24 protein-coding genes are annotated in these 25,729 nt (G+C 74.3%); 10 read left to right on the top strand and 14 right to left on the bottom strand.

Going from position 1 to position 25,729, the window contains the following annotated elements:
- Window positions 1-11: 11 nt before the first annotated feature.
- The 3 genes from AB0637_RS20850 to AB0637_RS20840 are packed head-to-tail and all read right to left on the bottom strand — an operon-like array spanning window position 12 to window position 3,794.
- Window positions 12-836, bottom strand: coding sequence for a TatD family hydrolase (locus AB0637_RS20850; protein WP_366174610.1), 825 nt, complete (start codon window positions 834-836; stop codon window positions 12-14).
- Window positions 833-2,635, bottom strand: coding sequence for a methionine--tRNA ligase (gene metG, locus AB0637_RS20845; protein WP_366174609.1), 1,803 nt, complete (start codon window positions 2,633-2,635; stop codon window positions 833-835). Before metG ends, AB0637_RS20850 begins: the two co-directional genes overlap by 4 nt.
- A gap of 10 nt (window positions 2,636-2,645) precedes the next feature.
- Window positions 2,646-3,794 (bottom strand): acyltransferase family protein, encoded by a 1,149-nt coding sequence (locus tag AB0637_RS20840; protein ID WP_366174608.1) that lies wholly within the window; start codon window positions 3,792-3,794, stop codon window positions 2,646-2,648.
- A 136-nt stretch (window positions 3,795-3,930) separates the two neighbouring features.
- On the opposite strand from AB0637_RS20840, the gene AB0637_RS20835 reads away from it, so the two are divergent.
- Together AB0637_RS20835 and AB0637_RS20830 are read left to right on the top strand one after the other, a co-directional pair.
- Entirely contained in the window at window positions 3,931-4,161 is a 231-nt protein-coding gene (locus AB0637_RS20835) for a DUF3072 domain-containing protein (protein ID WP_366174607.1), read from the top strand.
- A 20-nt stretch (window positions 4,162-4,181) separates the two neighbouring features.
- Window positions 4,182-4,922 (top strand): VOC family protein, encoded by a 741-nt coding sequence (locus AB0637_RS20830; protein ID WP_366174606.1) that lies wholly within the window; start codon window positions 4,182-4,184, stop codon window positions 4,920-4,922.
- Between the two features lie 10 nt (window positions 4,923-4,932).
- Here the strand turns inward: AB0637_RS20830 and AB0637_RS20825 are convergent, their stop codons facing one another.
- Window positions 4,933-5,895: a quinone oxidoreductase gene (locus AB0637_RS20825; protein WP_366174605.1), complete on the bottom strand. Its 963-nt coding sequence runs from the start codon at window positions 5,893-5,895 to the stop codon at window positions 4,933-4,935.
- Between the two features lie 41 nt (window positions 5,896-5,936).
- A complete protein-coding gene (locus AB0637_RS20820) occupies window positions 5,937-6,983 on the bottom strand; it encodes a LacI family DNA-binding transcriptional regulator (RefSeq protein WP_366174604.1) in 1,047 nt (348 codons plus the stop codon).
- 137 nt (window positions 6,984-7,120) lie between these two features.
- Between AB0637_RS20820 and AB0637_RS20815 the strand changes: the two genes are divergently transcribed.
- Entirely contained in the window at window positions 7,121-8,632 is a 1,512-nt protein-coding gene (locus tag AB0637_RS20815; protein ID WP_366174603.1) for an alpha-N-arabinofuranosidase, read from the top strand.
- A gap of 15 nt (window positions 8,633-8,647) precedes the next feature.
- Here AB0637_RS20815 and AB0637_RS20810 read toward each other — a convergent pair whose 3' ends face one another.
- Both AB0637_RS20810 and AB0637_RS20805 read right to left on the bottom strand, forming a co-directional pair.
- A complete protein-coding gene (locus AB0637_RS20810; RefSeq protein ID WP_366174602.1) occupies window positions 8,648-9,010 on the bottom strand; it encodes a hypothetical protein in 363 nt (120 codons plus the stop codon).
- Window positions 9,011-9,042: 32 nt separating this feature from the next.
- The gene (locus AB0637_RS20805) at window positions 9,043-9,924 is read right to left on the bottom strand and encodes a DNA/RNA non-specific endonuclease (protein WP_366174601.1); all 882 of its coding nucleotides are present in this window, start codon (window positions 9,922-9,924) and stop codon (window positions 9,043-9,045) included.
- Window positions 9,925-10,100: 176 nt separating this feature from the next.
- On the opposite strand from AB0637_RS20805, the gene AB0637_RS20800 reads away from it, so the two are divergent.
- Window positions 10,101-10,730 (top strand): hypothetical protein, encoded by a 630-nt coding sequence (locus AB0637_RS20800; RefSeq protein WP_366174600.1) that lies wholly within the window; start codon window positions 10,101-10,103, stop codon window positions 10,728-10,730.
- On the opposite strand, the gene AB0637_RS20795 is transcribed toward AB0637_RS20800, so the two are convergent.
- Window positions 10,708-11,370, bottom strand: a complete 663-nt coding sequence (locus AB0637_RS20795) for a helix-turn-helix transcriptional regulator (protein WP_366174599.1) — start codon at window positions 11,368-11,370, stop codon at window positions 10,708-10,710. The two genes, AB0637_RS20800 and AB0637_RS20795, sit on opposite strands and share 23 nt — an antisense overlap.
- Before the next feature lie 165 nt (window positions 11,371-11,535).
- On the opposite strand from AB0637_RS20795, the gene AB0637_RS20790 reads away from it, so the two are divergent.
- Window positions 11,536-13,206, top strand: a complete 1,671-nt coding sequence (locus tag AB0637_RS20790) for an acyltransferase (RefSeq protein ID WP_366174598.1) — start codon at window positions 11,536-11,538, stop codon at window positions 13,204-13,206.
- 33 nt (window positions 13,207-13,239) lie between these two features.
- On the opposite strand, the gene AB0637_RS20785 is transcribed toward AB0637_RS20790, so the two are convergent.
- The 6 genes from AB0637_RS20785 to AB0637_RS20760 are packed head-to-tail and all read right to left on the bottom strand — an operon-like array spanning window position 13,240 to window position 20,195.
- Window positions 13,240-14,262, bottom strand: a complete 1,023-nt coding sequence (locus AB0637_RS20785; RefSeq protein WP_366174597.1) for a formamidase — start codon at window positions 14,260-14,262, stop codon at window positions 13,240-13,242.
- Window positions 14,259-15,758 (bottom strand): amidase family protein, encoded by a 1,500-nt coding sequence (locus tag AB0637_RS20780; protein ID WP_366174596.1) that lies wholly within the window; start codon window positions 15,756-15,758, stop codon window positions 14,259-14,261. The genes AB0637_RS20785 and AB0637_RS20780 overlap by 4 nt, the downstream gene beginning before the upstream one ends.
- A complete protein-coding gene (locus tag AB0637_RS20775) occupies window positions 15,755-17,140 on the bottom strand; it encodes a cytosine permease (RefSeq protein WP_366174595.1) in 1,386 nt (461 codons plus the stop codon). Before AB0637_RS20775 ends, AB0637_RS20780 begins: the two co-directional genes overlap by 4 nt.
- Entirely contained in the window at window positions 17,137-17,961 is an 825-nt protein-coding gene (locus AB0637_RS20770) for a 5-oxoprolinase subunit PxpA (protein WP_366174594.1), read from the bottom strand. Before AB0637_RS20770 ends, AB0637_RS20775 begins: the two co-directional genes overlap by 4 nt.
- The gene (locus AB0637_RS20765; protein WP_366174593.1) at window positions 17,958-19,481 is read right to left on the bottom strand and encodes an amidase; all 1,524 of its coding nucleotides are present in this window, start codon (window positions 19,479-19,481) and stop codon (window positions 17,958-17,960) included. Before AB0637_RS20765 ends, AB0637_RS20770 begins: the two co-directional genes overlap by 4 nt.
- Window positions 19,482-19,529: 48 nt before the next feature.
- Window positions 19,530-20,195 (bottom strand): GntR family transcriptional regulator, encoded by a 666-nt coding sequence (locus AB0637_RS20760; RefSeq protein WP_366174592.1) that lies wholly within the window; start codon window positions 20,193-20,195, stop codon window positions 19,530-19,532.
- Window positions 20,196-20,463: 268 nt separating this feature from the next.
- On the opposite strand from AB0637_RS20760, the gene AB0637_RS20755 reads away from it, so the two are divergent.
- The 5 genes from AB0637_RS20755 to AB0637_RS20735 form a co-directional block, all read left to right on the top strand.
- Window positions 20,464-21,699: an efflux RND transporter periplasmic adaptor subunit gene (locus AB0637_RS20755; RefSeq protein WP_366174591.1), complete on the top strand. Its 1,236-nt coding sequence runs from the start codon at window positions 20,464-20,466 to the stop codon at window positions 21,697-21,699.
- 5 nt (window positions 21,700-21,704) lie between these two features.
- Window positions 21,705-22,433, top strand: a complete 729-nt coding sequence (locus AB0637_RS20750; RefSeq protein ID WP_366174590.1) for an ABC transporter ATP-binding protein — start codon at window positions 21,705-21,707, stop codon at window positions 22,431-22,433.
- Entirely contained in the window at window positions 22,430-23,662 is a 1,233-nt protein-coding gene (locus AB0637_RS20745) for an ABC transporter permease (protein ID WP_366174589.1), read from the top strand. The genes AB0637_RS20750 and AB0637_RS20745 overlap by 4 nt, the downstream gene beginning before the upstream one ends.
- Window positions 23,663-23,688: 26 nt before the next feature.
- Window positions 23,689-25,353, top strand: coding sequence for a biotin/lipoyl-binding protein (locus AB0637_RS20740; protein WP_366174588.1), 1,665 nt, complete (start codon window positions 23,689-23,691; stop codon window positions 25,351-25,353).
- A gap of 142 nt (window positions 25,354-25,495) precedes the next feature.
- Window positions 25,496-25,729 (top strand): hypothetical protein (locus AB0637_RS20735; RefSeq protein WP_366174587.1); only part of this gene is annotated, 234 nt, incomplete at its 3' end.

Here is a 25,729-nt window from a genome sequence, read left to right as displayed (position 1 = left end):
CGTGACCAACGTCACCAGGGGCCGTAGACGGTCTCCGTCGTCGTCGCGATGCTCGCGCACAGCTCGTCGAGGTCGGCCCCGAGCGTCTGCGCCATCGAACGCACCGTGAGCGGCACGAGGTACCCGGCGTTGGGGCGCCCGCGGTGCGGCACCGGCGTCAGGTAGGGCGCGTCGGTCTCGACCATGACCCGGTCCCGCGGGGTCACGCGCAGCGCCTCCCGCAGGTCGTCCGCGTTCTTGAAGGTCACCGTCCCGGCGAAGGAGAGGTAGTAGCCGGCGTCGGCGCAGACGCGGGCCATCGCGGCGTCCCCGGAGAAGCAGTGGAAGACGGTCCGCTCCGGGGCGCCCTCCTCGGCCAGCACGCGCAGGACGTCGTCGTGGGCGTCCCGGTCGTGGATCTGCAGCGCCAGCCCGAGCTCCTTGGCGAGGGCGATGTGGGCGCGGAAGGACTCCTCCTGGAGGTGCCACTGCTCCGGCGGGGTGCGGAAGTGGTCCAGCCCGGTCTCCCCGACGACCCGGACGCGCGGGTGCCGGGCGAGCGCGGCGATCTCGGCCAGGGCGGCGTCGTACTCCCCCGCCGCGACGAGGTCGGGGACCTCGTTGGGGTGCAGTGCGACACCGCCGAGGAGCTGTGGGTACCGGTCGAGCGCCGCGACCGTCCACCGCGCGGCGGGCAGGTCGCAGCCGATCTGCACGCTGCGCGGGACGCCCGCCGCCGCGGCCGCCGCCAGCAGCGCCTCGACGTCCTGCTCGGTCTCGGAGTCGAGGTGCGTGTGGTTGTCGGCGACGGGGACGGCGAGCGGCTCGGGCGCCGGTGGGCGGCTGCGGGCCGTCACTGCGCCAACCGGGCCAGCTCCTCCTCGACGACCGCGGCGACGTCGAGCTTGGTGAAGATCGGCGTCGGGGCGGCGACGGGGGTGCCGGGCACGATCGGGGCCGAACCCCAGGCGGGCAGCGTCTCGCCGCGGCGGTAGTCCCCCGTGAGGATCGGGTAGGGCCGGCCGTCGTCGAGGTCGGTGACCTCCCGCAGTTCGGGCAGCGGGGAGACCGTCCCGGTGCCGCCGAACGCCTCGTGCACCTTCTGCGCCGAGTGCGGCAGGTACGGCGACAGCAGCGTCCGGCAGTCCGAGACCGCCTGCGCCGTCACGTGCAGGACGGTCCGCATCCGGTCGGGGTCGGAGTTCTTGATCTTCCAGGGTTCCTGGTCGGTGAGGTACTTGTTCACCTCGCCGACGACGCGCATGGCCTCACCGAGGCCGGCGCGCTGGCGGTGGTGCTCGATGAGGTCGCCCACGACGCCGAACCCGCCGCGGGTGGTGGCCAGCAGCGTGCGGTCGGCGTCCGTCAGCTCGCCCGCCGCCGGGATCTCCCCCACGTTCTTGGCGATGAGCGAGGCGGTCCGGTTCACGAGGTTGCCCCAGCCGGCGACGAGCTCGCTCGTGGCGCGGGTGGCGAACTCCTGCCAGGTGAAGTCGGAGTCGTTGGTCTCCGGGCCGGCCGCGGAGATGAAGTACCGCAACGCGTCCGGCTGGTAGCGGGCCAGGACGTCGCGGACGTGGATGACGACGCCGCGGCTGGAGGAGAACTGCTTGCCCTCCATCGTGAGGAACTCGCTCGCCACCACCTCGGTGGGCAGGTTGAGGTTCCCGAACGTCCCGGGCGAACCGCCCTTGGCGCCCCGGCCGTCGTAGGCCAGGAGTTCTGCGGGCCAGATCTGGGAGTGGAACGTGATGTTGTCCTTGCCCATGAAGTAGTACGACTCCGCGGACGGGTCGGTCCACCACGCGCGCCAGGCGTCGTCGTCGCCGGAGCGGCGGGCCCACTCGACCGAGGCCGAGAGGTAGCCGATGACGGCGTCGAACCAGACGTACAGGCGCTTGGCCGGGTTCTCCTCCCACCCCGCCAGCGGGACGGGGATCCCCCAGTCGATGTCGCGCGTCATGGCGCGCGGCTTCATGTCCTCGAGGAGGTTCTTGGAGAAGTTCAGGACGTTCGGCCGCCAGCGACCCGTGTCCGCGCGCGTCTGCAGCCAGGACCCGAGGGCGTCGGCCACGGCGGGCAGGTCGAGGTAGAAGTGCTCGGTCTCGACGAACACCGGCGTCTCGCCGTTGATGCGGCTGTGCGGGTTCTTCAGCTCGATCGCGTCGAGCTGGTTCCCGCAGTTGTCGCACTGGTCACCGCGGGCGCCGTCGAACCCGCAGATCGGGCAGGTGCCCTCGACGTAGCGGTCGGGCAGGGTGCGGCCGGTGGACGGGGAGATGGCGCCCATCCCCTTCTGCGCGACCATGTACCCGTTCTTGTGGACCGTGCGGAACATCTCCTGCACGACGGAGTGGTGGTTCGCCGTGGTGGTCCGGGTGAAGAGGTCGTAGGACAACCCCAGACCCTGCAGGTCCTCGGTGATGACGCGGTTGTAGCGGTCGGCCAGGCCCTGCGGGGACAGCCCCTCCTGCTCGGCCTGCACGAGGATCGGCGTCCCGTGCTCGTCGGTGCCCGAGACCATGAGGACGTCGTGACCCGCCATCCGCATGTAGCGGCTGAACACGTCGGAGGGGACGCCGAAGCCGGCGACGTGGCCGATGTGGCGGGGGCCGTTGGCGTAGGGCCAGGCCACCGCGGACAGGACGTGGGTCATGCCGCCGAGTCTAGGGGGCCGGACTGGCCACGGGCCGGGCCCCACCGGGCAGGGCGAACAGCCACCCCGCCCCGATCCGACGGCTCAGCGTGTGCGCGGCCAGGCACGCCCAGACCGTGCCCGCCGTGACGAGCAGCGGGTAGGCGACGACGGCGAGCAGGAGCGCCGGGTGCGGCAGCCGCCCGAAGGCCGGGTCGACGACGGCGGCGAGCGGACGCTGCACGAGGAGCAGGACGATGCCGTGGGCCACGTAGACGGGCAGGGTCCGCCGGCCCAGGCGCAGCAGGGGCTCGCTGAGCCGCGGCAGCCGCTGGGTCAGCAGCACGGCGAGGCAGACGCCGACCACCACGGCCGCCGCGCGCGTGGGGATCTCGACGAGGGCGTCGACCACGACGGAGGGGTGGACGAGCCGGACGGCGGCCAGGACGACCGCGAGCCCGCCGCCGACGACGAGGACGAGCAGCGGCCGCTGCCGCGCGGCCAGCGCCCGCAGCGCGCCGGGGAAGCGGGCGCCGAGGAGGAACCACACGAGGTTCTCCACGACGGAGTGCGTGTCGCCGGAGCCCGGCAGGACCCCGCAGAACGAGACGACCGCGAGCACGGCGGCCGCGGCGACGGGGACGGCGGCAGGCCAGGTGCGCGTGACCCGGGCCAGGACGAAGTACACCGCGAGCGCGTAGAGGTACCAGAGCCCCGTGGAGGCGGTGGCGGCGGCCGCGGGGACCTCGCTCAGCCGTTCGGGAGCCATGAACGTGGGGATGGCGACGGCCGCCGAGACCGCGAAGCCGACGAGCAGCCACAGGACGTGGAGGTAGAGGTTCTGCGCCACGCGCGGCCGCAGCGTGAGCCGCCACGGGCGGGCGAGGGCGGCCGCCGCGAACAGGCCGGAGATGGCGAAGAACAGCGGCATCCGCAACGGGCGCAGGAGCACGTCCAGGTCGTTCCACACCGGCGGGGCGCCCGCGGCCCAGGGCGCCTGGGCCAGGTCGAGGAGGATGTACGCGACGTGACCGAGGACGACCAGGAGGATGCAGACCGCCTTGGCGGCGTCCGGCCAGGCCGCGCGCGGACGCGTGGCGGTGGGTGGTGCTGCGGCCGGTGTCAGGGTGGTCGACGGTTCGTACCGTTCCACCCGTGCTGCGACGGCGTCCTCCGCCATGGGCCCCCCTCCGAAGGTTGCTGCGGCACACCGTAGCGATCCCCCGGGGTGCGCGACAGTCCCCCGCTCCGTGGTCCCCGGCCGTGCCGTGCCCCGTCGACGCGCGGTCCGTTCGAACGGGCCGTACGGTCGCCGGGTGAGCGAGCAGACGTCCGGTCGGGACGAGAACCAGGACCCCACCCAGAACGCCGAGAAGGACCCGGAGACGTGGGTCACCGGGGACGAGCCGATGACCGGCCCCCAGCGCAGCTACCTGCAGACGCTCGCCCGTGAGGCGGGCCGCGAGGTCCCCGAGGACCTCGACAAGGCGCGCGCGTCCGAACTCATCGACGAACTGCAGCAGGAGACCGGCCGCGGTCAGTCCTGACCCCCGGTAGCGTCCCGCGGGTGGACAGCCGGCTGGTGAACGTCGTCGTCGACGCGCTCGACCCCCTCGAGCTCGCGCACTGGTGGCGCCGGGCGCTGGAGTGGCGGCTCGGGTACGCCGACGAGCACGAGACGGACGTCGTCCCGCCCGAGGGCGAACCCGGCGTCGAGCTGGTGTTCGTCCCCGGCGGGGCACCCCGGCCCGCGGGGTCGCCGCCGAACCGGGTCCACCTGGACCTGGACTCCTCCTCCCCCTCCGAGCAGCGGGAGACGGTCGAGTTCCTCCTCGACCTCGGGGCGCGACGGGCCGACGTGGGTCAGGGGGACGTCCCGTGGGTCGTCCTCGAAGACCCCGAGGGCAACGAGTTCTGCGTCCTTGACCCGCGTCCGGAGTACGACGGCACCGGCCGGGTCGCGGCCGTCGTGTGCCTGGCCGAGGACCCGCGGGCGCTCGCGGAGTTCTGGGCCCCCCTGGCCGGGATGCCGCTGGTGCGCAGCACGTCCCGCATGGCCCAGCTGCGCGGGTCCGGTGGTCCGTTCCTGGAGTTCGTCGCCTCCCCCACCCCCCACACCGTGAAGAACCGGTGGCACCTCGACGTGCGGGCGACGCGGGCGGGCGCCGGTCGCGACCGCGTGATCGCCCGGGCACTGAAGACCGGCGCGAGGCACGCCGACGTCGGGCAGGGCCGCGGGGTCACCTGGACCGTGCTGGCCGACCCGGAGGGCAACGAGTTCTGCGTGCTGTCCGGTCCGGTGGACTGACCTCCGGGTCTCAGGGCAGCAGCAGCAGCTTCCCGGTGGTGCGCCGCCCCTGCAGGTCCTCGTGCGCGCGGCGCACGTCCGGCAGCGGGTAGGTGCCGCCCACCCGGACGTCGAGGCGGCCGGCGGCGATCCAGCCGAACAGCTCGTCGGTGCGCGACAGCAGTTCCTCACGGGTCTGCGTGTACGACGCGAGGGTCGGGCGGGTGAGGAAGAGCGACCCGAGCGCGTTGAGCCGCTGCACGTCGAAGGGCGGCACCTGGCCGCTCGACCCGCCGAACAACGCCATGAGCCCGCGCGGGCGCAGGGCGGTCAGGCTGTCCTCGAAGGTGTCCTTGCCGACGCTGTCGTAGACGACGTCGACGCCCCGACCGCCGGTGAGCTCGCGGGCCCGGGCGGACGCCTGCGCGTAGTCGACGACGTCGTCGGCACCGGCGGCGCGGGCCAGCTCGGCCTTCGCCGGGGTGGAGACGGTCGCCAGGACGTGAGCGCCCTTGAGCTTCAGCAGCTGCGTCAGCAGCAGCCCCACACCCCCCGCGCCGGCGTGCACGAGGGCCCAGGTCCCCGCCGTCACCGGGTAGGTGTCGGTCGCGAGGTAGTGGGCCGTCAGCCCCTGCAGCAGGACGGCCGCGGCCGTCGGCAGCTCGACGCCGTCCGGGACGGGGACGAGTTCGCCGGCCGGGACGAGGACCTGCTCGGCGTAGCTGCCCGGCGCCTCCTTCCAGGCGACCGCCTGGCCGGGGGCGAACCCCTCGACGCCCGGACCGAGGGCGGCGACGTGCCCGGCCCCCTCGCTGCCGAGCACGGCGGGCAGCGCGAGCGGGTAGACCCCGCTGCGCCGGTAGGTGTCGATGTAGTTGACGCCGGCCGCCACCACGTCGACGAGGACCTGGCCGGGTCCGGGGTCGGGGGTCGGGAGGTCGACGACGGTGAGGACCTCGGGTCCTCCGGTCCGTTCCACCTGGACTGCTCGCACGGGGGCAGCCTGCCAGCCCGGCGGCCGTCCGCACCCGCGGGTCAGCCGCCGGTGCTCTCCCGCGCGACGAGGCGGCCGGTCACCGTGAGCAGTCGTTCCGGACCGTCGTAGCCGGCGAGCCGGTCGGTGAGCAGCCGCAGCGACATCTCGGCCATCTCGGAGCGGTCGAGGGCGATGGACGTCAGCGTGGGCGCGGAGAACTGCGCCTGCTCGACGTCGTCGACGCCGAGGACGGCGACGTCCTGCGGCACCCGCAGCCCGAGGCGGCGCAGGGCGTGCAGGGCGCCGAAGGCGACGAGGTCGTTGGCGGCGAAGATCGCGTCGACGTCGGGGCGGGCCGCGAGCAGGGCGGTGGTGCCCTCGTACCCGTGCCCGCGCGTCCACTCCCCCAGCGGCCACAGCAGTTCGGGGTCGAAGCGGACCCGGGCGTGGCGCAGCGCGCGCCGGTACCCCTCGACGCGCTGGGCGACGACGGGGGGACGGACCATCCCCTGCCCCTTGTCGCCCACGAAGGCGACGGTCCGCCGGCCGAGGCCGAGCAGGTGCTGCACGGCACGGTCGCCGAGGTCCACGGAGTCGATGGTCACCCGGTCGAACCCGGACCCCTCGCCGTACTCCCCGACGAGGACGGCCGGGGTGGTGTCCCGCCGCAGCTTGAACTCGTCGACGGGCAGGCTCTGCGGGGCGAAGATCAGGCCGTCGACGAGGCGCACGGGGAACCCGGCCGCGACCTCGCGCTCGCGGTCGAGGTCACCGTCGGTCTGCTCGACGAGGAGGGTGAGCCCGCGCTCGCGGGCCGCGTTGACGAGGGTGGAGGCGAGCTCGCCGTAGTAGGGGCTCGTCACGTCCGGCAGCGCGAGCGCCACCATGCCCGTCCGGCCCTGCCGGAGCTGACGGCCGATCCCGTTGGGGCGGTAGTCGAGCTGGGCGATGAAGGCCTTGACCTTCTCGCGCATCTCCGGCCGCACGTGCGGGTGGTCGTTGACGACGTTGGAGACCGTCTTGATCGAGACGCCCGCGGCCTCGGCGACGTCCCGCAGCGTCGTGGGGCGCTGGGTCGCGCGCGACGGCACGGGAGGGGAGGGCACGGCCGCATTGTGCCACCGGGCGTCTTGACGCCGCTGCCGCTTTCGCGTTGACTGCCTTCCAACGTTGCAAGCCGTGCTTGCGACACCGCAGGACCCGCCAACACACCGACGTGACGCGAAACCCAGGAGAGCCACCCGTGCGCACCGCCCGACTCGCCCTCGACCCCGCCTTCACCGTGGGTCCGGTCCCCCGCCGGCTGTTCGGCTCGTTCGTCGAGCACATGGGCCGCTGCGTCTACACGGGGATCTTCGAACCCGACCACCCGAGCGCCGACGAGGACGGTCTGCGCACCGACGTCCTCGAACTCACGAAGGAACTCGGCCCGACCGTCGTGCGCTACCCCGGCGGGAACTTCGTCTCCGGGTTCGACTGGGAGGACTCCGTCGGACCGCGCGACGAGCGGCCCCGCCGCATCGACCGGGCGTGGCGCTCGGTGGAGACCAACCAGTTCGGCCTCGCCGAGTTCGACTCGTGGGCCCGCAAGGTCGGCACCGAACCGATGATGGCCGTCAACCTCGGGACCCGCGGTCTGCAGGAGGCCTGCGACCTCCTCGAGTACAGCAACCACACCTCGGGCACGAAGTTCTCCGACCTGCGCATCCAGCACGGGTCCAAGGACCCGTTCGGCATCAAGCTCTGGTGCCTCGGCAACGAACTCGACGGCCCGTGGCAGACCGGCCACAAGACGGCGGCCGAGTACGGTCGCCTCGCGGCCGAGACCGGCATGGCCATGCGGACCATCGACCCCGACATCGAACTCGTGGCCGTCGGTTCCTCGAGCCGGGCGATGCCGACGTTCGGCGAGTGGGAGCAGACCGTCCTGGAACTGTCGTACCACGCGGTCGACTACGTCTCGCTGCACGCCTACTACCAGGAGCACGACGGCGACGCGGCGAGCTTCCTCGCCTCCGCCGTCGACATGGACCTGTTCATCGACCAGGTCGTCGCCACCGCGGACGCCGTGCGCGCCAAGGGCAAGCACTCCAAGCGGATCAACCTGAGCTTCGACGAGTGGAACGTCTGGTACCAGTCCAAGCCGCACCACGGCCCGGGCGTGGAACCGTGGGACGTCGCCCCGCGCGTCATCGAGGACGAGTACTCGATCACCGACGCCGTCGTCGTGGGCACCCTGCTGAACTCGCTGCTGCGGCACGCCGACCGCGTGCACATCGGCGCGCAGGCCCAGCTCGTCAACGTCATCGGCCTGCTGCGCAGCGAACCGGGCGGGGAGGCGTGGAAGCAGACCATCGCCCACCCCTTCGAGCAGGTCCGCCGCCTCGCGACGGGGAACGTCCTGCAGGTCGTCACCTCCTCGGAGAAGTACGAGACCGCGAAGTTCGACGCGGTCGACGTCGTCGACGCCTCCGCGACCTACGACGACGAGTTCCTCACGGTGTTCCTCGCCAACCGCGACCAGGAGCAGCCCGCCTCGGTCGAGGTCCCGCTGCGGGCCTTCGACGTGGACCGCGTCGCCACCGCGAAGGTCCTCGCCGCGGCACCGGGCCAGGACCGGCACACGACGAACCTCGAGGGCGACCACGCGGCCGTCGGTCTGCGCGCGCTCGAGGACGTCACCGTGACCGAGGGCCTCGCGACGGTCGTGCTGCCGCCGCTGTCCTGGGCCGTCGTGCAGTTCCGCAAGGGCTGAGGCCCCCGCCGGCGATCAGGGCTCGGACAGCCTGCGGCGCACCAGCTCCGCGAGTTCGACCGACTCGCCGTCGCGCGCGCCGCGGCCGACCTGCAGGGGTGGTTCCGCGGGGTCCAGGTGGACCCCGCGGAACCGCGCCCGCACGCTGGGCGCCACGTCCAGCACGTAGTACTCCCCCCGCTCGCCCACCCCGAGGGAGCCGTCGGCGCGCAGGTACCACCCGACGACGTCGGTGCGGTAGCGCGCCGACCCCGCCCGCGCACGCAACGGTTCCGGGGCGACGCCACGGCGCCGGAGCTCGGCGACGAGACCGCGCAGGAGCTCCTGCGCCCGGGCCGTCTCGGCGGCCCGCGCCCGCTCCCACCACTCCGCCGTCATCCCGCCGTCACGCCCCCATGACAGCAGCCGGTCTAGAGGACGAGGTCGCCCACCCCGCCCAGCGGGCGCCAGGCGGGCACCTCCTCACCCGCTGCGGCCGGGACGAGCACCGGCAGCCGGTCGGCGGCGACGAGCGGCCCGAGGTCGAGGGCCGTGAGCTCCTCGACGTCCGCCACCGGCACCTGGAAGGTCCGGAAGCCACCGAGCTCGGGGGCGTCCTGCGTCCGCGGCGTCCCCACGATCTGCTCCACCAGCGGCGTCTGGTCCAGCACGAACCCCGCGCTCGCGAGGACCGGGGCTCCCCCGTCCGAGGCGGGCAGCAGGTACGCGGCCACCTTGTAGAACCGTCGTGGCACGCGCACCCCCCGGTACTCGGGGTCGGGGTCGACGGCGGGGTCGCCGAAGACCGGACCCGTGACGACGACGAGCCGGGTCCCCCACCGCCGCGCGTAGGCCAGGACGTGGTCCTCGAGCCCCAGCCACAGCTCCAGCGACTGGTTGAACCGCGAGGCCTGCGGGGCGGCGTTGGTGTAGGAGAACGTGTCGGCGTCGGCGCTCGCGGCCTCCGGACCCCAGCCGGGATCGCGGCGGCGCACCAGGTGACCGCGGTCGAAGTCGTTGCGGGCGTAGAGCTGTGCTCCCGCCTGCTCGTCCGGGGCCAGGCGCGGGTCGAGGAACCAGGAGTCCCCCGACCGCGGGACGTCCACGAGGGCGGCGCCGTCGACGGCGACCACGGTCGCGGCCGCGAGGCGCCGGTCGGGCCGGTGCACGACGGAGAAGTGCGTGTACGGCAGGACGACGACCTCGGCGCCGTCCCGGGGCACGGGCAGCGGGACGGCAGGACCCGGGCCGAGGAAGTGCGGGTCGAACCCGGCGCGGCCGGACAGGTCCGGAACGGTGGCGGTGTGGTTCACACGGGCCACCCTGCACCCGGCCTCCGACACGACCCGGCCCTGCGGGTGACGGGCGGGCGACGGGCGGGCGACGGCTGGACGACGACCGCGGTGCCGGACCGCGACCCGCCGGCCTTGACCGGACTGATCACCGTGAGTAGACAGGAGTTCACATCCTGTCGAGAGGGCGGTCCCACGTGCGCGTGACCCGGGCGGTCGCCCTGCTCCCCGTGCTGCCCGGCGACCTCACGTCGCTCGAGGACTGCCTCGAGCACCTCATCGAGGCCGCCGACGAGGCCTCGGCCGCGGGCATCGCGACGACCCTGCTGCTGACGACGTCGGCCCCCGCGTCGTCGACGCGGCCGGTCCTGGCGAGCTGGGCCCCCCTCGTGGACCTGCTCGACGACGTCTCGCTCGAGGTCGAGCACCACGCGGTCCCGGACGGCACGCCCACGGCGGTCGCCGACGAGGTGGCCCTCCTGCTCGCGCGGGCGTCGGACGGCCTGCGCGGGCGGCTGGAGGACCCCGCCGCCACGGTCGTGCTGACGAGCACCCCGGACGTCGCGGTCGGCGCGGACTGGATCACCGAGCACGTCCGCCACCACCGCGCCGGCGCGACGGCCAGCACGGGGCCCGTCCGCCGGCCGGGCGCGCTCCGCGGCGGGGACGGGACCGGACCGGACCGGCACGACCCCCTGGCCAACCTGGCCGTGCGGGCCGACCTCCTCCCCGCCGGGGTCCTGGCCGCGCTCGGCCGCGTCCCCCTCGTGCACGCCCTGACCCCCGTCGTGGCCGGTCTCCCGGTCACGATCCGGACGGCGCCCTGAGGTCCTGGGCCAGGATCGCGAGCAGGTCGCGCCGCGCCTTCTCCAGGACGTCCCCGGCCCGCCGGACGTCGTCGGGCCCACCCGTCAGCTCGATCTGCTGGTAGGTCATCGCCAGCGCGCCGAGCTGGCGCCGGAACTGGTGCCGCTTCTCGCGGTCGGAGTCGCCGTCGAGCGTCTCCCACGGCGGCGGGGTGTCGCCGTACTCCTCCTCCACGTAGCCGCGGCCCGTGTCGGTGAGGGTGAACTGCTTGGGGTCCGCGGGATCGGCGACCACGAGCCCCTCGTCCTGCAACTGCTGCAGGATCGGGTAGACCGACCCCGGACTGGGCTTCCAGACCCCGTCGCTGCGGCGGGCCACCTCACCGATGATGCGGTAGCCGTTGCTGGGGCCCTCCGCGAGCAGGACCAGGACGGCCGCGCGGACGTCGCCCCGCGGCCGCCGTCCCCGGCCTCCCCCGCGCCCCCCGGGACCGCCGGGACCGAACCCGCCGCGTCCCCCCGGACCGAAACCCGGGACGTCGAAGGGGAAACCGGGCCCGAACGCACCGAACGGCCCGCCGCCGGGGCGGTGCCGTCGCACCTGTTCGCCACGGCCCCCCCAGGGACCGCCGAACCTCTTGCTGAACTCGTCGCCTCGCACGTCGTGTCCTCACTGCCTGGCGAGGCCGACTGCCTCGCGATGGGTCAACGATATATCGGAATGCATCGGATGGGAAGACCCCGTGTCTGACGACCCCTGGGCAGCTCCCGGCAGCGGTGCTAGCGTTCCGGCAAGCGCTTACCAACTCCGACGGTGGAGGTCCCGGTGACCAGCGGTCTGGACGAGAGGGGCCTCGCGCAGCGCGGCGCCCACGGTCACGACGTCGAACCCTGGCGGTTCCGGCACGAGGCGACGCCAGAGCAGCGCGCGGACCAGGCCCGGTTCGTCGCCGGTCACGCCTGGCGGCTGGCCGCCGACGCGTTCGTCAGCCCCCTGGCCGCCGTCGAGACCGAGGACCTCACCCTGGGAGCGCGCAGCTACGTCGCCGCCCACGCCTACGTCAGCGGGTCGGTGACCCTCGGCGCCGACTGCACGGTGAACCTCGGCGCCGTCGTGCGCGGGACGGTCCGCGGCGGTTCCGGCGTGCGCATCGGCGCGCACAGCTCCCTGCTGGGGTTCAACCACGGCATGGAGGCGGGCACCGAGGTGTTCCGCCAGCCCCTGACCTCGCGCGGGATCACCGTGGGGGACGACGTGTGGATCGGGTCGCACGTCGTCGTCCTCGACGGGGTCCACGTGGGCGACCACGCCGTCCTCGCGGCCGGTGCCGTGGTGACGAAGGACGTGCCGGCGGGAGCCGTCGTCGGCGGGAACCCCGCCCGCCGCATCCGCTGGAGGGTTCCTCCGGCCACCGCGCCGACCCAGCCGGCGGACGACCTCGTGACCGCCCTGCAGGAGTTCGAGCGGCGCGCCCGGGAGCAGGCCCCGGACCTGCTCGCCCGGTGCTGGGACCCGGGCTTGCCGGGCGGGCAGTTCCTCGACCGCCCCGGCGCCCCACCCACGGTCCGGGCCCAGTGCGACGCCCTCGAGGTCGCGGCACTCCTGCTCGACGACGCCCCCGGACCGCTGCCGCCGGAGGAGCAGCTGGACCGGCTGGAAGCATTGCAGGACAGCGGCAACGGGCTCGTCCGCCGGTTCGACGCGACGGGTTCCCCGGTCCCGGGAACTCCCGACCCGGCCGACGGCGACGTGCTCTACCACGTCCTGTGCGTCGGGTACGCGCTCGACCTGCACGGCCGCCGGTTCCCCCACCCCGTGCACCACGTGGCGCGGACGACCCCCGCCGAACTCCTCGCCTCCCTGCGGGCGCTGCCGTGGAGCACGCGCGCCTGGGGTGCCGGCGCGTGGGTCGACGCGGTCGGCACCGCGCTGCGCTGGAACCTGGACCGGGGAGTTCCCGGGGAACCCGGGACCGTCGAGACCCTGTTCGGCTGGCTCACGCTGAACGCCGACCCGCGGACGGGGACGTGGGGCACCGCCCCCGCCGGCGAGGGCGCCCTGCAGGTGGTGAACGGGTTCTACCGCGCCTCGCGCGGGACGTTCGCCCAGTTCGACGTCCCCCTGCCCCACCACGACCGCGTCGTCGACACCGTCCTCGCCCACCTCGGCGACCAGCGGTTCTTCGCCCCCGACCGGCGCAACGCCTGCAACGTGCTCGACGTCGCGCACCCGCTGTGGCTCGCCGGCCGGCAGACCGGGCACCGCCGCGAGGAGGTCGTCGCGGCCGCCAGGAGGTTGCTGACCGAGGCGCTGCGGACCTGGCGGGACGGGCAGGGGTTCTCCTTCGCCGTCGGCCGGGAACCGGGGCTGCAGGGCACCGAGATGTGGCTGGCGATCGTGTGGCTGCTGGCGGACCTGTGCGGTGTCGCCGACGAGCTGGGGTTCCGGCCGCGCGGGGTGCACCGGCCCGAACCCGCCCTCGTCCTGCACCCCTGACCCGCCCGCCGCACGGGCCGCCGTGGACTGAGTTCAGGCGCCCCCGCCGGGCTGGGCGCGGGCGCGGACCTGCGCGGGCGGGGGCCAGCCGGCCCGGGTGCCGTCGACGTGCACGACCTGCTCCTCCCACGGCAGCCGGTAGGAACCCGCCGCCAGGTCCCGCACCCACGTGTAGGGGTTGTCCCGGGCACCACCCTCCACCGCGACGTACCCGCGGTGGCCGAGCTGGTAGACGTTGTTCTCCACCCCCCAGCCGCGCCGGGCGTCGTCGGCGCGGGACGGCACGACCTCCGCCGTGACGAGCCGGTCGGGGGTCGCGTCCCCCTCGACCAGGACGGTCCCGTCGACGTCGCAGACCATCGCCGCCCCCTGCGACCAGACCCCGTTCGGGTCGGGACCGGCCATGCACACCGAGACGGTGTAGGAGAGGTTGTGGAAGGCGTTGGCCTGGTTGGTGATCCGCCACGACTGGGCGATGGGGTGGGTGTACCCGGCGGTCCGCAGGATGACGTTGGCCCCGCGGTAGGCCGCCTCGCGGGCCACCTCGGGCAGCATCCCGTCGTGGCAGATGACCAGGGCCAGCCGGGAACCGGCCGGTCCGTCGCAGACCGGGATCCCGAGGTCGCCCGGGTGCCAGGGTTCCATCGGCACCCAGGGGTGCAGTTTGCGGTAGTACAGCTGGTCCACCCCGTGGTCGTCGACGATGATCCCCGCGTTCCACGGCGCTCCCCCGGGGTTGCGTTCCATGAGGGAGAAGCACCCCCACACCCCGGCCTCGGCGCACGCGGTGCGCAGCGTCGAGACCTCCGGACCGTCCCGGTCGAGCAGGAGGTCGTCGTCGAGGAACGTCGCCGGGTCCAGACCGTTGAGGCTGTACTCGGGGAACACGACGAGGTCGAGCGTCGGCATGCCCCGTTTCGCCCGGCGCAGCAGGTCGGCGAGCCGGTCGGCCTGGGCCTGCAGGTCGGCGGTCCGGCCGATGGTCGGGATGCGGGCCTGGACCATCCCCACCACCAGGGCGCCCGGCGAGGGGTTCAACCCGTCCAGCCCCGTCACGAGGGGCCTCCGGGAGCCCCGGCCAGTGCGCCGGCCCGTCCCACCAGCGCGGGCCAGTGCTGCGCCCACGGCGCGGCGGCCTCGAGGGCGGCCGATGCGCGCAGCACCGCCGCGTCGCCCAGGTGCGGGCCGACGACCTGCAGACCGACCGGCAGACCGTCGGACGTGAAACCCGCCGGGACGCTGGCGGCGGGCTGGCCCGTCATGTTCAGGGGGTTGACGAAACCCAGCCAGGCGTTGTCGGCGACCGCGCGCCCGTCGACCACCGTGGGGCCCTGCACGCCCAGGCCGAACGGCGGGACGGCCAGGGTGGGGGTGAGCAGCAGGTCGTAGCCGGACATGAAGCGCCACATGCGGTTCGCCACGCGCTTGCGGGTCAGGAGGGCGTCGGTGAAGTCCTCCGCCGTCCACGCCCGGTCCAGCAGGTCCCGCAGGTGCGGGGACATGTCGGGGTGCTGCCGGGCCAGCGCGCGCATGCCGCGCAGGTCGGTCTCGGCGGCGACCATCGTCCAGAACGCCTCGCCGAGGTCGCCCAGGTCGGGATCGGCGCGTTCGACGTGGGCCCCCAGACCGGCGACGACCTCGACCGCGTGGTCGACGACCTCCCGCACCCGCGGGTCGACGGCCAGGTGACCGAGGTCCGCGCTGTAGGCCACCCGCACCCCCGCGAGGCCCTCGGCGGCACCGGCGGCCGCGGCCGCCGTCCAGTCGACGTCGAGGCACGGGATGGAGTGCCGGTCGCGCGGGTCGGGGCCGGCGACGACCGAGAGCAGCAGGGCGGCGTCGGCGACGGTGCGCGTCAGCGGTCCGACGTGCTCGAGGTTCTCCCAACTGGAGATCCCCGGGTAGCGCTCGTCGCGGGTGCCCGGGTAGAGCGGAACCCGGCCCATCGACGCCTTCATCCCGTACAGCCCGCAGTGCGCGGCCGGGATGCGGATGGACCCCCCGCCGTCGCTGCCGAACGCGAGCGGGGCCATGCCGGTGGCGACCGCGACGGCCGACCCCGCGCTGGAACCCCCGGGGGTCAGTTCAGGGTTCCACGGGTTGCGCGCGGTGGGGCTGACGGGGCTGTGCCCCACGGCGCTGTAGCCGAACTCCGGGACCGTCGTCTGTCCCAGCAGGACCGCTCCGGCCGCTCGGGCCCGCTCCACGACGATGTCGTCCTCGTCGGGGACGAAGTCCAGGTAGGCCGGGGACCCGTTGCGGTTGCGCACCCCCTTGGTGGCGATGAGGTCCTTGACGGCCAACGGCACCCCGGCGAGCGGACCGACCTCCTCCCCCCGGGCCAGGGCCGCGTCGACGGCGGCCGCCTGGGCCCGCGCGCTGTCGGCGGTGAGCTCGACGAACGCGTGCAACGTGCCGTCGAGGGCCTCGACGCGGTCGAGGGCGGCCTCGGTCACCTCCGCCGCCGAGACGGTGCGCTCGCGCACGAGGCGCGCCACCTCCGTGGCGGGCAGGCGCGTGAGGTCGTCCGGCACGGACGCCGGACCCGTCACGAGGGGTCCTTCGCCGTCGTGCCGGCCGTCTGCTCCGGGCTGCGCGGGCTCACGACCGGGGTTCCGGCCGGCTCCTGCGACAACTCCCGCCGCCCGGTGACCAGGTCCAGCAGCAGGTACGCGAGCGCGCCGACGACGATGCCCGCGACGGCCTCGGACAGGTGCGGCGCCCGGTAGTGCACGAGCGCCGCGCCCACCGCGCCGACCGCCCAGGCGACGAAGGGCCGGACCCGGAAGGACGTCAGCGGCCGGCGCGCCGACCGGCGCAGGACGACCTGGTCGAGGATGAGCACGGCACCGATCGGCGGGACGAAGATCCCCAGGAGGTTCAGCCAGGCCGCGAAGTGGCTCCAGACCCCGGCCAGGGCCGCCACGAGCCCGACGCCGCCCAGGACGAGGGTCAGCACCCGCATGCGGCCACCGGTCAGCTGGCTCCAGCCCACCGCGCCGTTGTAGAGGCAGTGGGTGCACACCGACCCGAGGTTGATGAAGACGAACACGACCGCCAGCGCCGACAGCACCCAGCCGTGGGAGGTGAGGATCGGCAGGAAGTCGCCGCCGTTGGCCGCCGGGGCCGCGGCCGCCCCCGCCGCCACGATGAGCCCGCCGACCATGAGGGAGACGACGTTGGCGACGGGGAACGCGGTGAACGTCGCCAGGACCGCCTCGCGGCCCGACCGCGACCAGCGGGTGAAGTCGGCGGTCATCGTCCCGGAGTCGGCGAAACCCGCGACGACGATGGTGATGGCCGCCCCCACGCTGAGGACGCCCGCGTCGGGCGCGCCGCCCTGGTAGGAGGTGATGCCGGACAACCCGCCGTCGCGGGCGGCGAAGACGAGGGCGACGACCGCCAGGACCACGAACAGCGGGGCGGCCACGAGACCGATCACGGTGAGCGCGCGGATGCCGATGAACGTGATCGCGATGTAGAGGACGCCGGCCACCGCGATCATCAGCGGCTCGTTCCACCCCAGGGAGGAGTTCAGCGTGGCGCCGGTCAGGCCGGTCTGGAAGGCGAACCAGCCGATGACGACGGTGGACAGGAACCCGGCGGCGACCGGTGCCCCCTTGCGCCCGAACGTCTCGGCGGCCGTGAGGGCGAAGTTCTTGCCCGTCCGGCCGGCGACGAAGCTGAGGGCCCCGACGTAGGCGAAGAGCACCGCGTTCCCGGCGAGGATGGCGGCCGTCCCGCGCCAGAACCCCAGGCCGTAGACGATGGTGCCGCCGAAGATGGCGTTGGTGATGATCATCGGGAAGCCGAACCAGACGGCCGACACCGACCCCAGCGAACGCCGGCGGGAGGCGGGGACGGGTTCGTGCTCGAACTCGGACTCGAGGCCGTGGTGCTCGACGGCGACGCCGTCACGGGTGCTGGTGCTCACGATCGGTTCCTCTCGAGGGTGGAGGCGGGGAGCAGGTGGATCGGGTGGAGGGACTCCAGCGCAGCGGCGGGGTCCGGTCGCCGCGGCGGGGCGACCGTCCAGCCCTCCCCCGCGAACCGGGTCCGCAGGGCGGACAGGCGGTCCGCGGCGGCCGGGCTGTCGCTGTGCACGCAGACGGTGCCGACGCCTGCGAAGGCGGCGGTCGACAACTGCTGGACGGTGCGTTCGGCGGCGGTGGTGGGGGTTCCGAGGTCGTCGGGTCCCCAGCCGAACATCCGGACGCGCCCCTGCTCGTACGGGCGGTCGGCGAAGAACTCCTCGACGACGGCCAGTCCGGCGGCCCGGGCGGCGTGGACGAGGGCGGAACCGGGCAGCGCGTACAGGGCCAGGGCGGGGTCGAAGGCGGTCACCGCGGCGCACACCGCCCGGGCCAGGTCGGGGCGGTCGTTGACCACCACGTAGAGCGCACCGTGGGGTTTGACGTGCGCCATCCGCTGCCCGGCAGCGCGCACGAACGCGTCCAGCGCGCCGATCTGGGCCAGGCACAGGTCGTGGACGTCCTGCGCACCGACCTCGATCGCGCGCCGACCGAAACCCTCCCGGTCGGCGAACCCCACGTGGGCGCCGATCGCGACCCCGTGCCGGGCGGCCAGGTCGACGCTCTCGCGCATGGTGCGGGGATCCCCGGCGTGGGCGCCGCAGGCGATGTTCGCCGAGGTGATGAGGGGCATCACCTCCGCGTCCGCGCCGTGGCGGTAGACGCCGAAGCTCTCGCCCAGGTCGCAGTTCAGGTCCAGGGCCCGGGCGCCCGTCCGGTTCACCCCACGACCGCGGCGACGGGCACGTCGCGGTCGGCGAACCGCGGGGCCCGACGCGGGGACGCCACCCGTTCCCAGGCCCGGGCGAAGCGCAGCAGCAGCCGCTCGCTCATGACGGGTCCGACGACCTCCATCCCGACGGGCAGTCCCCCGTCGGTGAAACCGACCGGGACGCTGGCCGCGGGAAGCGAGGACTGCGAGGCCAGCACGGTGTTGGTGGGGAACGTCAGCGCCGTCCAGCGCTTGGCCGCCAGTTCCTCGCGCGTGGGGGCGGGCACCTGGACGGTGGGGAAGACGAGGACGTCGACGCCCGCGGCCGCCATGAGCGCGGACAGCTTGCGGCACAGCTGCTCCTGGCGCAGGCGGCGGGTGAGGTACTCGGGGTCGTCGTGGGGGTCCGCGGGCCCGGCCGCGATGTCGACGACGAGGTCGGTGAGCGGGTGGAAGGCGCCCGCGGCGACGATGTCGTCCCACGAGCGCGCCGGTGCGTCGGGCCGGTCGGCCAGGAACGCGGTGAGGTCCTGCTTGGACTGCGTGGTGTAGAGCGAGGTCCCGGTGACCCACTCGCGCAGGTCGCCCAGTTCCAGCCCGTCCACCACCGTGCAGCCCTGCTCCCGCAACCGGTCCACGGCCGCCCGCACGACCGCGTTCGTGCCGGCCGACTCCGGTCCCGCGCCGAACGCGTCCTCGAGCACCCCCACGCGGAAGGTGTCCAGCCCCCGGGAGTCCAGGTCCTGCGCGAACGCACCGGTGTGCTCGTGCGCGGCGGCCACGGCGGTGAACTCGTCCTGCGGGTCCCAGCCGGCGATGACGTCGAGCAGGACGGCGGCGTCGGCCACCGTGCGGGCGATCGGGCCCGGGGTGTCCTGGAAGTGCACGAGCGGGGAGAAACCCGTGCGGCTGACCAGGCCCGTGGTGGGGCGCAGGCCGAACAGGTTGGTGAAGGAGGCCGGCAGGCGGATCGAGCCACCCGTGTCCTCCCCCAGCCCGAGGAGGGCGAGGTCGGCCGCGACGGCGGCGGCGGTGCCGGCGCTGGAACCGCCGGTCTCGCGGTCCAGGTCGTAGGGGTTGCGGGTGAAACCGGTGCGGGAGGAGAAGGAGAACCACCCCGCGGCGAAGTCGCACATGGCCGTCTTGCCCAGGACGACGGCCCCCGCGGCGCGCAACCTCGTGATGACGGTGGCGTCCTGCGCCGGGACGTAGTCGGCGAACAGGGAACAGCCGAAGGCGGTGGGGATCCCGGCCGTCTCGGCCTGGTCCTTCACCACGACGGGGACGCCGTGCAGGGGGCCCAGCAGGCGCCCGGTCCGGGCGAGGTGGGCGTCCGCGGCGCGGGCGTCGTCGAGGGCGGCGGGGTTGACCGTGACCAGGGCGCCGATGCGGGGTCCGTCGCGGTCCAGGTCCTCGATGCGCTGCAGGTACCAGGCCGTGAGGTCGGCGCTGGTCGCCTCCTGCGCGCGCAGCATGTCGTGGAAGCGGGCGACGGTGAGTTCGGCGAAGCGGTCGGGTTCGCGCGGTTCCATGCGGTGTCCTCCGGTCGCGTCCCCGGGAACGGGGATCGTGGGGCGGTCTCAGGTCGGTGGTCGTCGCGCCCGGGACAGGGCGTCGGCGACCGTGCGGCGGGTGTGTTCGAGGTGTCCGTCGTTCTCGGTCAGCAGGGCCGGCAGGTCCCTGGCCTCGATGAGGTCGAGCATGCGCAGGTGCTGCCGGTGCGCCTCGCCGAAGTCCTCCACGCTCGAGGCGTAGACGGTCATGTAGGGCTCGACCTTGTCCCACACCCCGCGCAGGAGGTCCAGGAGGTAGGGACTGCCGGCGCACTCGTAGAAGCGTTGGTGGAAGCGCCGGTTCAGGGCGCGCCACCGGCCGGTCTCGAGGTGCTCGTCGGCCATCTGCGCCAGCACCGCCCGCAGGTCCTGCACGTCGGCGGGGGTCAGCCGGAGCAGAGCCCACTCGGTGGCCAGCTGCTCCAGCCGCGAGCGGACGGCGAACACCTGCTGGAGTTCCTCGGCGGTCAGCGAGACCACGCTGATGCTGCGGCGCTCGAAGACGACGAACCCCTCGGCCTGCAGGCGTTTGAGCGCCTCCCGGACCGGCATGGCGCTCACGGACAGCTGGGCGGCCAGGGCCCGGATCGAGACCCGGCTGCCCGGCGCCAGGGTGCCGGTGGTGATGCCGGACCGGACACGGTCGTACACCTCCTCCGCGAGCGTGGGAACGGTGATGGCGCTGACGTCCACGATGCTGACCTCCGTGATGTGTGATCACACTCGCACCGCTGTGTTGCGAACGTGTTTCCGACGGTTACGACGACGTCAATTCTGACCCTTCCGCGACCGGCCGGACGGACGCCCTGTCCGTCGCACCCCGGACGGCGTCGGCGGGGCTCGGACGCGCTCTCACAGTTCTCGTGCAGCCGACCGGGAGGCGGTCCGCAGCCGCACGGTCGACGCTCGTCCGCGGGCCGAACCCGTCCGGGGTGGAGCAGCCGAGACTGGACGTGAGCTCGTGCCCCACCGCAGGAAGACCGTCCTCACCACCGCGGTCGTCGCCGTCGCCGCGGCCGTGGTCGCCGGGGGCGCCGTGCACACGATCGACACCGCGTCGTCGGCGTCGGCGGGCACCGGATCGGGCACCCCGCGCTACCGGGACGTGCAGGTCACCGTCGGCCCGCTGACGAACACCGTCACCGCGACCGGGACCTTCGCACCCCAGCAGCGCGCGGACCTGGGGTTCACCTCCTCGGGAACCGTCACCTCGGTCCCCGTGGCCGTCGGGCAGCAGGTCCAGGCGGGCCAGGTGCTCGCGACGATCGACCCGACGGCGCTGCAGGCGCAGGTCGACAGCGCACAGGCCGCGGTGACGGCCGACGAGAGCACCGTGGACGCGGACTCCGCCGCGGCCTCAGGTGTCAGCGCTCAGCAGCTCGCCGCCGCCCAGGCGCAACTCGCCGCGGCGCAGGCGAACCTCGCCCAGGCCACCACCGCGCTGCACGCCGCGACCCTCACCGCACCCTTCGCCGGAACGGTCGCGGCCGTCGGGTTCACCGTCGGGCAGTCCACGGGAGGTTCGGGGACCACGGCGGTCGTCACCGTCGTCGGCACGGGCGGGTGGCTGGTGGACGCCGACGTGCCGAGCAGCAGCCTCGGGCAGCTGCACGACGGGCAGAGCGCGACCGTCGTCCCCACCGGGGCGAGCACGAAGCTCCCGGCGACGGTCACCTCGGTGGGGGTCGTCGCGGACCCGTCCACGGCGGGTTCCGGCGACGGCGCGCAGTTCCCGGTGGTGCTGCAGCTCAGCGGAACCCCGACGGGGTTGTACACGGGGGCGAGCGCGGACGTGACGGTGACGACGGGGTCGAGCCCGTCGGTCCTGACGGTGCCCACGGCGGCCCTGTCGACGTCCGGGGGACGCACGACGGTGCAACGCGTCGTCGCCGGGCACCCCGAGGCGACCCCCGTGACGCTGGGGACCGTCGAGGGTTCCCGGACGCAGGTCACCGCCGGTCTGTCCGCCGGGGACACCGTGCGCGTCACGGTTCCCGACGTCGCCCGGCTCGGAACCACCACGGGGTCCGGCGGCTTCGGGGGTGGCGGGGGTTTCGGCGGGGGTTCCGGTGGGGGTGCCGGCGGGGGTGCCGGCGGGGGTTCCGGTGGTGGCGGTTTCGGGGGCGGCGGGTTCGGGGGTGGTCGCTCCGGCGGCGGGGGTACCGGCGGTCCGGCCGGGTCGGGGGCCGGGCGGTGACCGCCGTGGGACCGGAGGGGACCGGTCGGACCGTGCTGGACCTGCGGGACGCGGTGAAGACGTACACGACCGGATCGGGACTGACCGTGCGGGCGCTCGTCGGCGTCGACCTCACGGTCCGCGAGGGGGCCTACCTGGCGATCACGGGACCGTCGGGATCCGGGAAGTCGACGCTCATGCACGTCCTCGGCTGCCTCGACGCGCTGACGACGGGCAGCTACCGGCTCGACGGCGTCGAGGTCGGCGCCATGGACGAGTACGGCCTGGCCGCGGCCCGGAACCGGCTCATCGGCTTCGTGTTCCAGCAGTTCCACCTGCTGCCGGGGTTGTCCGCCGTCCGCAACGTCGAACTGCCGCTGGCCTACGCCGGGGTGGGCCGGGCCGACCGTCGGGCCCGGGCCGTCGCAGCGCTGGAACGCGTCGGTCTCGGAGACCGCACCGACCACCGGCCGGGGGAACTCTCCGGCGGGCAGCAGCAGCGGGTCGCGGTCGCCCGCGCGCTCGTCACCGAACCCGCCCTGCTGCTGGCCGACGAACCCACCGGCAACCTCGACTCCGCCTCCACCGAGGACGTCCTGGACCTGTTCGACGAACTCCACGCCGCGGGACGGACCATCGTCGTCATCACGCACGAACAGGACGTCGCCGCCCGGGCCCAGGACCGCCTCCACCTGCGGGACGGGCGGTTCACCCCTCCCCCGGTGATCGCCGGAGCCACCGGGGTGGCGCGGTGAACCTCCTCGACACCGCCCACAGTGCCGTCGAGGCGGTCGCCGGGCACCGGCTGCGGTCGTTGCTGACGACCCTCGGCATCCTCATCGGCATCGCGGCCGTCACCCTCACCGTCGGCCTCGGCCAGGGTGCGCAGGAACGGGTCAGCGAACAGATCAGCGCCCTCGGCAGCAACCTGCTCATCGTGCTGCCGGGCAGTTCCACCTCGACGACGGGGGTGCGCGGCGGGGCGGGTTCGGCGTCCACGTTGACGACCCGGGACGCGGCCGCCCTCACCGACCGCACCGACGCCCCCGACGTCGCCGCCGTGGCCCCGGTGACCTCCGGCAGCGCCACGCTCGTGGCGGGGACGACGAACTGGCGGACCACGCTGGCGGGGACGACCCCGTCCTGGACGGCCGTCCGCGACCGCACGCTCGTGACGGGGCGGTTCTTCACGCAGGCCGAGGTCGACGCGGCCGCACCCGTCGTCGTCCTCGGCCCCCTCACCGCCCAGGACCTGTTCCCGAGCGCCGCCTCGGCCGTCGGGCGCACGGTCCAGGTGGACGGGACCCCGCTGACGGTCGTCGGGGTGCTCGCCCCCGAAGGGACGTCGGCGAGCGGAACGAGCCAGGACGACACGGCCGTGCTGCCGCAGACGACGGCGGCCGCGCTCCTCGGCGGCGGCGCCCGCACGCGGATCTCGACGTTGTACGTCGAGGCGACCGGACCGGCCGCCCTGTCCGCGGCCTACCAGGAGGTCGACCGCACCCTGCTGACGCTGCACGGCGTCACGCCGGCCACCGCCGACTTCACGCTCACCAGCCAGCAGGCGCTCGTCTCGACGGCGACGGCCACGGCGCACACGTTGACCGTCCTGCTCGGCGGAGTGGCAGGACTGTCGCTGCTCGTCGGCGGGATCGGCGTCATGAACATCATGCTCGTCAGCGTCACCGAACGGGTGCGGGAGATCGGGTTGCGCAAGGCCATCGGCGCCTCGCCCTCGGCCATCCGCCGGCAGTTCGTCCTCGAGGCAGGGCTGCTCGGAGTGGGCGGTGGGGTCCTCGGCGTCGCCCTCGGCGTCACGGGAGCCGAACTCCTGCCCCGGGTCATCGGTCAACCCGTCGACCTGTCCGCGACCGCCACGGTCGCCGCGGTCGGGGTTTCGCTCGTCGTCGGTCTCGTCGCCGGCGTCTACCCCGCGCACCGCGCCGCCCGGCTCGCGCCCATCGACGCGCTGCGCAGCCAGTGAACTCCCCCGACCCCCGGAGGTCCCCCGTGCCGACCCCGCCACCCGCGTTCCTGCTGCCCCGTCGGCGCCGGTGGAGCTGGCGCCGTCGCCTCCTCGTCTCCGGCGTGGCCCTCGGCGTCACGGTCGGTGGGGCGCTGACGGCCGCAGCCGCGGAACGACCCTCTCCGGGTGCGCGGTACGTCACGGGGCGGGTGGAACTCGGCTCCGTGGCGCAGACCACCGACTTCCTCGGCACGGTGGGGGCCGCGTCGCCCACGTCCGTGGGGTTCCCCGTCGGCGGTGAGGTCACGACGGTGTCCGTGGCGCCCGGACAGCGGGTGACCGCCGGGCAGGTGCTGGCGACGATCGACCCCGCGACCCTGCAGACCGCCCTCACGCAGGCGAAGGCGTCCCTGGCGAGTGCGCAGGCGAACCTCGCGGCGGTCGACGCGGCCGCCGCGACGCCCGCCCCGGCGGCGACCGGGACCGGGAGTTCGGGGTCGGGTGCCGCCGTCGCGGCGGTGCAGGCGGCGCAGCAGGCGTGCGCTCCGGTGCTGTCCGGCGGCACGCCCGCGGGGACGAACGGTCACGGCCGCACCACGGCTGCGGCGAGGTCCTCGGCGGCAACTCCCACCACGACGGCCACCACCGCCGCCACGAGTGCGCCCACGGAGGAACCCACGGGAACACCCACCGGAACTCTCACGGGAACTCCCACGGGAACACCGACCGGAACACCGACCGGGACACCCACTCTGGCCCCCACGGCCGGACCCTCGGCAACCGCGTCGAGCACCGCCCCCGCCGGCCCGGCGCCCAGCGCCGTGGCGGCCTGTCTCCAGGCGTTGTCGACCTCCCTGCAGGCCGAGCAGCACGCCGCCGCCGCCGCGAACCACCCGACCGGGAACAGCGCGGGCGGCACCCCGGGCGCCGGCACGAGGAACCCCACGACCCCGGACCAGGCGCAGGCGGCCGTGACCGAGGCGCAGGCGCAGGTCACCGCCGCCGAGCACGCGCTCGCGGGGGCGACCCTGACGTCCCCCGTCGCCGGTGAGGTCGCCTCCGTCCCGTTCGCCGTCGGGGCGGCGGAGAACTCCTCGGCATCGGTGCTCGTCGTGGATCCCGGGGCGGTGTCGGTGACCGTGCAGGTGCCCGTGACCCAGCTGGCCGGGCTGGGCGTCGGTGGGACGGCCCAGGTCGTGCCCTCGGGGTCGAGCACCGCCCTCACGGGTCGGGTGACGTCGATCGCGGTCCTGCCGACGACCGCCACCGGATCGGGTGCAACGGGATCGGACGCGACCGGATCGACTGCCGCGGACGGCAGTTCCTCGCCGACGGACGCGGTCGAGGTCGTCGTGACCTCGCCCCCGCCGTCGTTGGCGATCGGGAGTTCCGCCGGCGTGACGGTCACGACGGGACACGCGGACCGGGTGCTCACGGTGCCGGACTCCGCGCTCACCCCGCTCGGCGGGAACCGTGCGGACGTCACCGTCCTCGGGTCCGGCGGCAGCACGCGGGTGGTGCAGGTGGCGACCGGAACCGTCGGCGACGGACGGACGCAGGTGACGTCCGGAGTGAGCGCCGGCGAGCAGGTCGTGCTCGCCGACTCCTCCCAGCCCCTGCCCGACGCGGTCCCGACCGGCGGCGGGAGGGGTTTCGGGAACGCCACGGGGACGGGTTCTGGACGCCGGGGAGGTTCGTCGGGACTCTGACCGGACGCCCTGTGGACAACTTGTCGTGGATGTCAGGGACGGCTGGTAGAACTGGGGCGGGGGATCGCGCGGCCCGATGAATACGTTGCGGTGCAACGACTTCGGTCTTGTCGGCGGGGTCGTCGGACGCTAGGGTCCTGCCATGTCGTCGACCGTCGCACCCCCCGAGGACCCCCTGGAGGACCCCGCGGAGGAGTTGGGGGAGGACCTCGCGGAGGACCTGAGCCCCGCCCAGCTCATCGACGTCATCACCGAGACCGAACGGCAGATCCGGGCCCTGGCCGCCCGCCAGGTCCAGGCCACCGCCCGCTACGACACCCTCCTGCGCGGCCGCGCCGGCGGGGACGGCGCCACCGCCCGCGAGATCGCCCTGGCC

The organism is Kineococcus sp. NPDC059986 (genome assembly GCF_040702905.1).
Classification (GTDB): Bacteria; Actinomycetota; Actinomycetes; order Actinomycetales; family Kineococcaceae; genus Kineococcus.
This window is presented reverse-complemented; position numbering and strand designations above follow the sequence as displayed.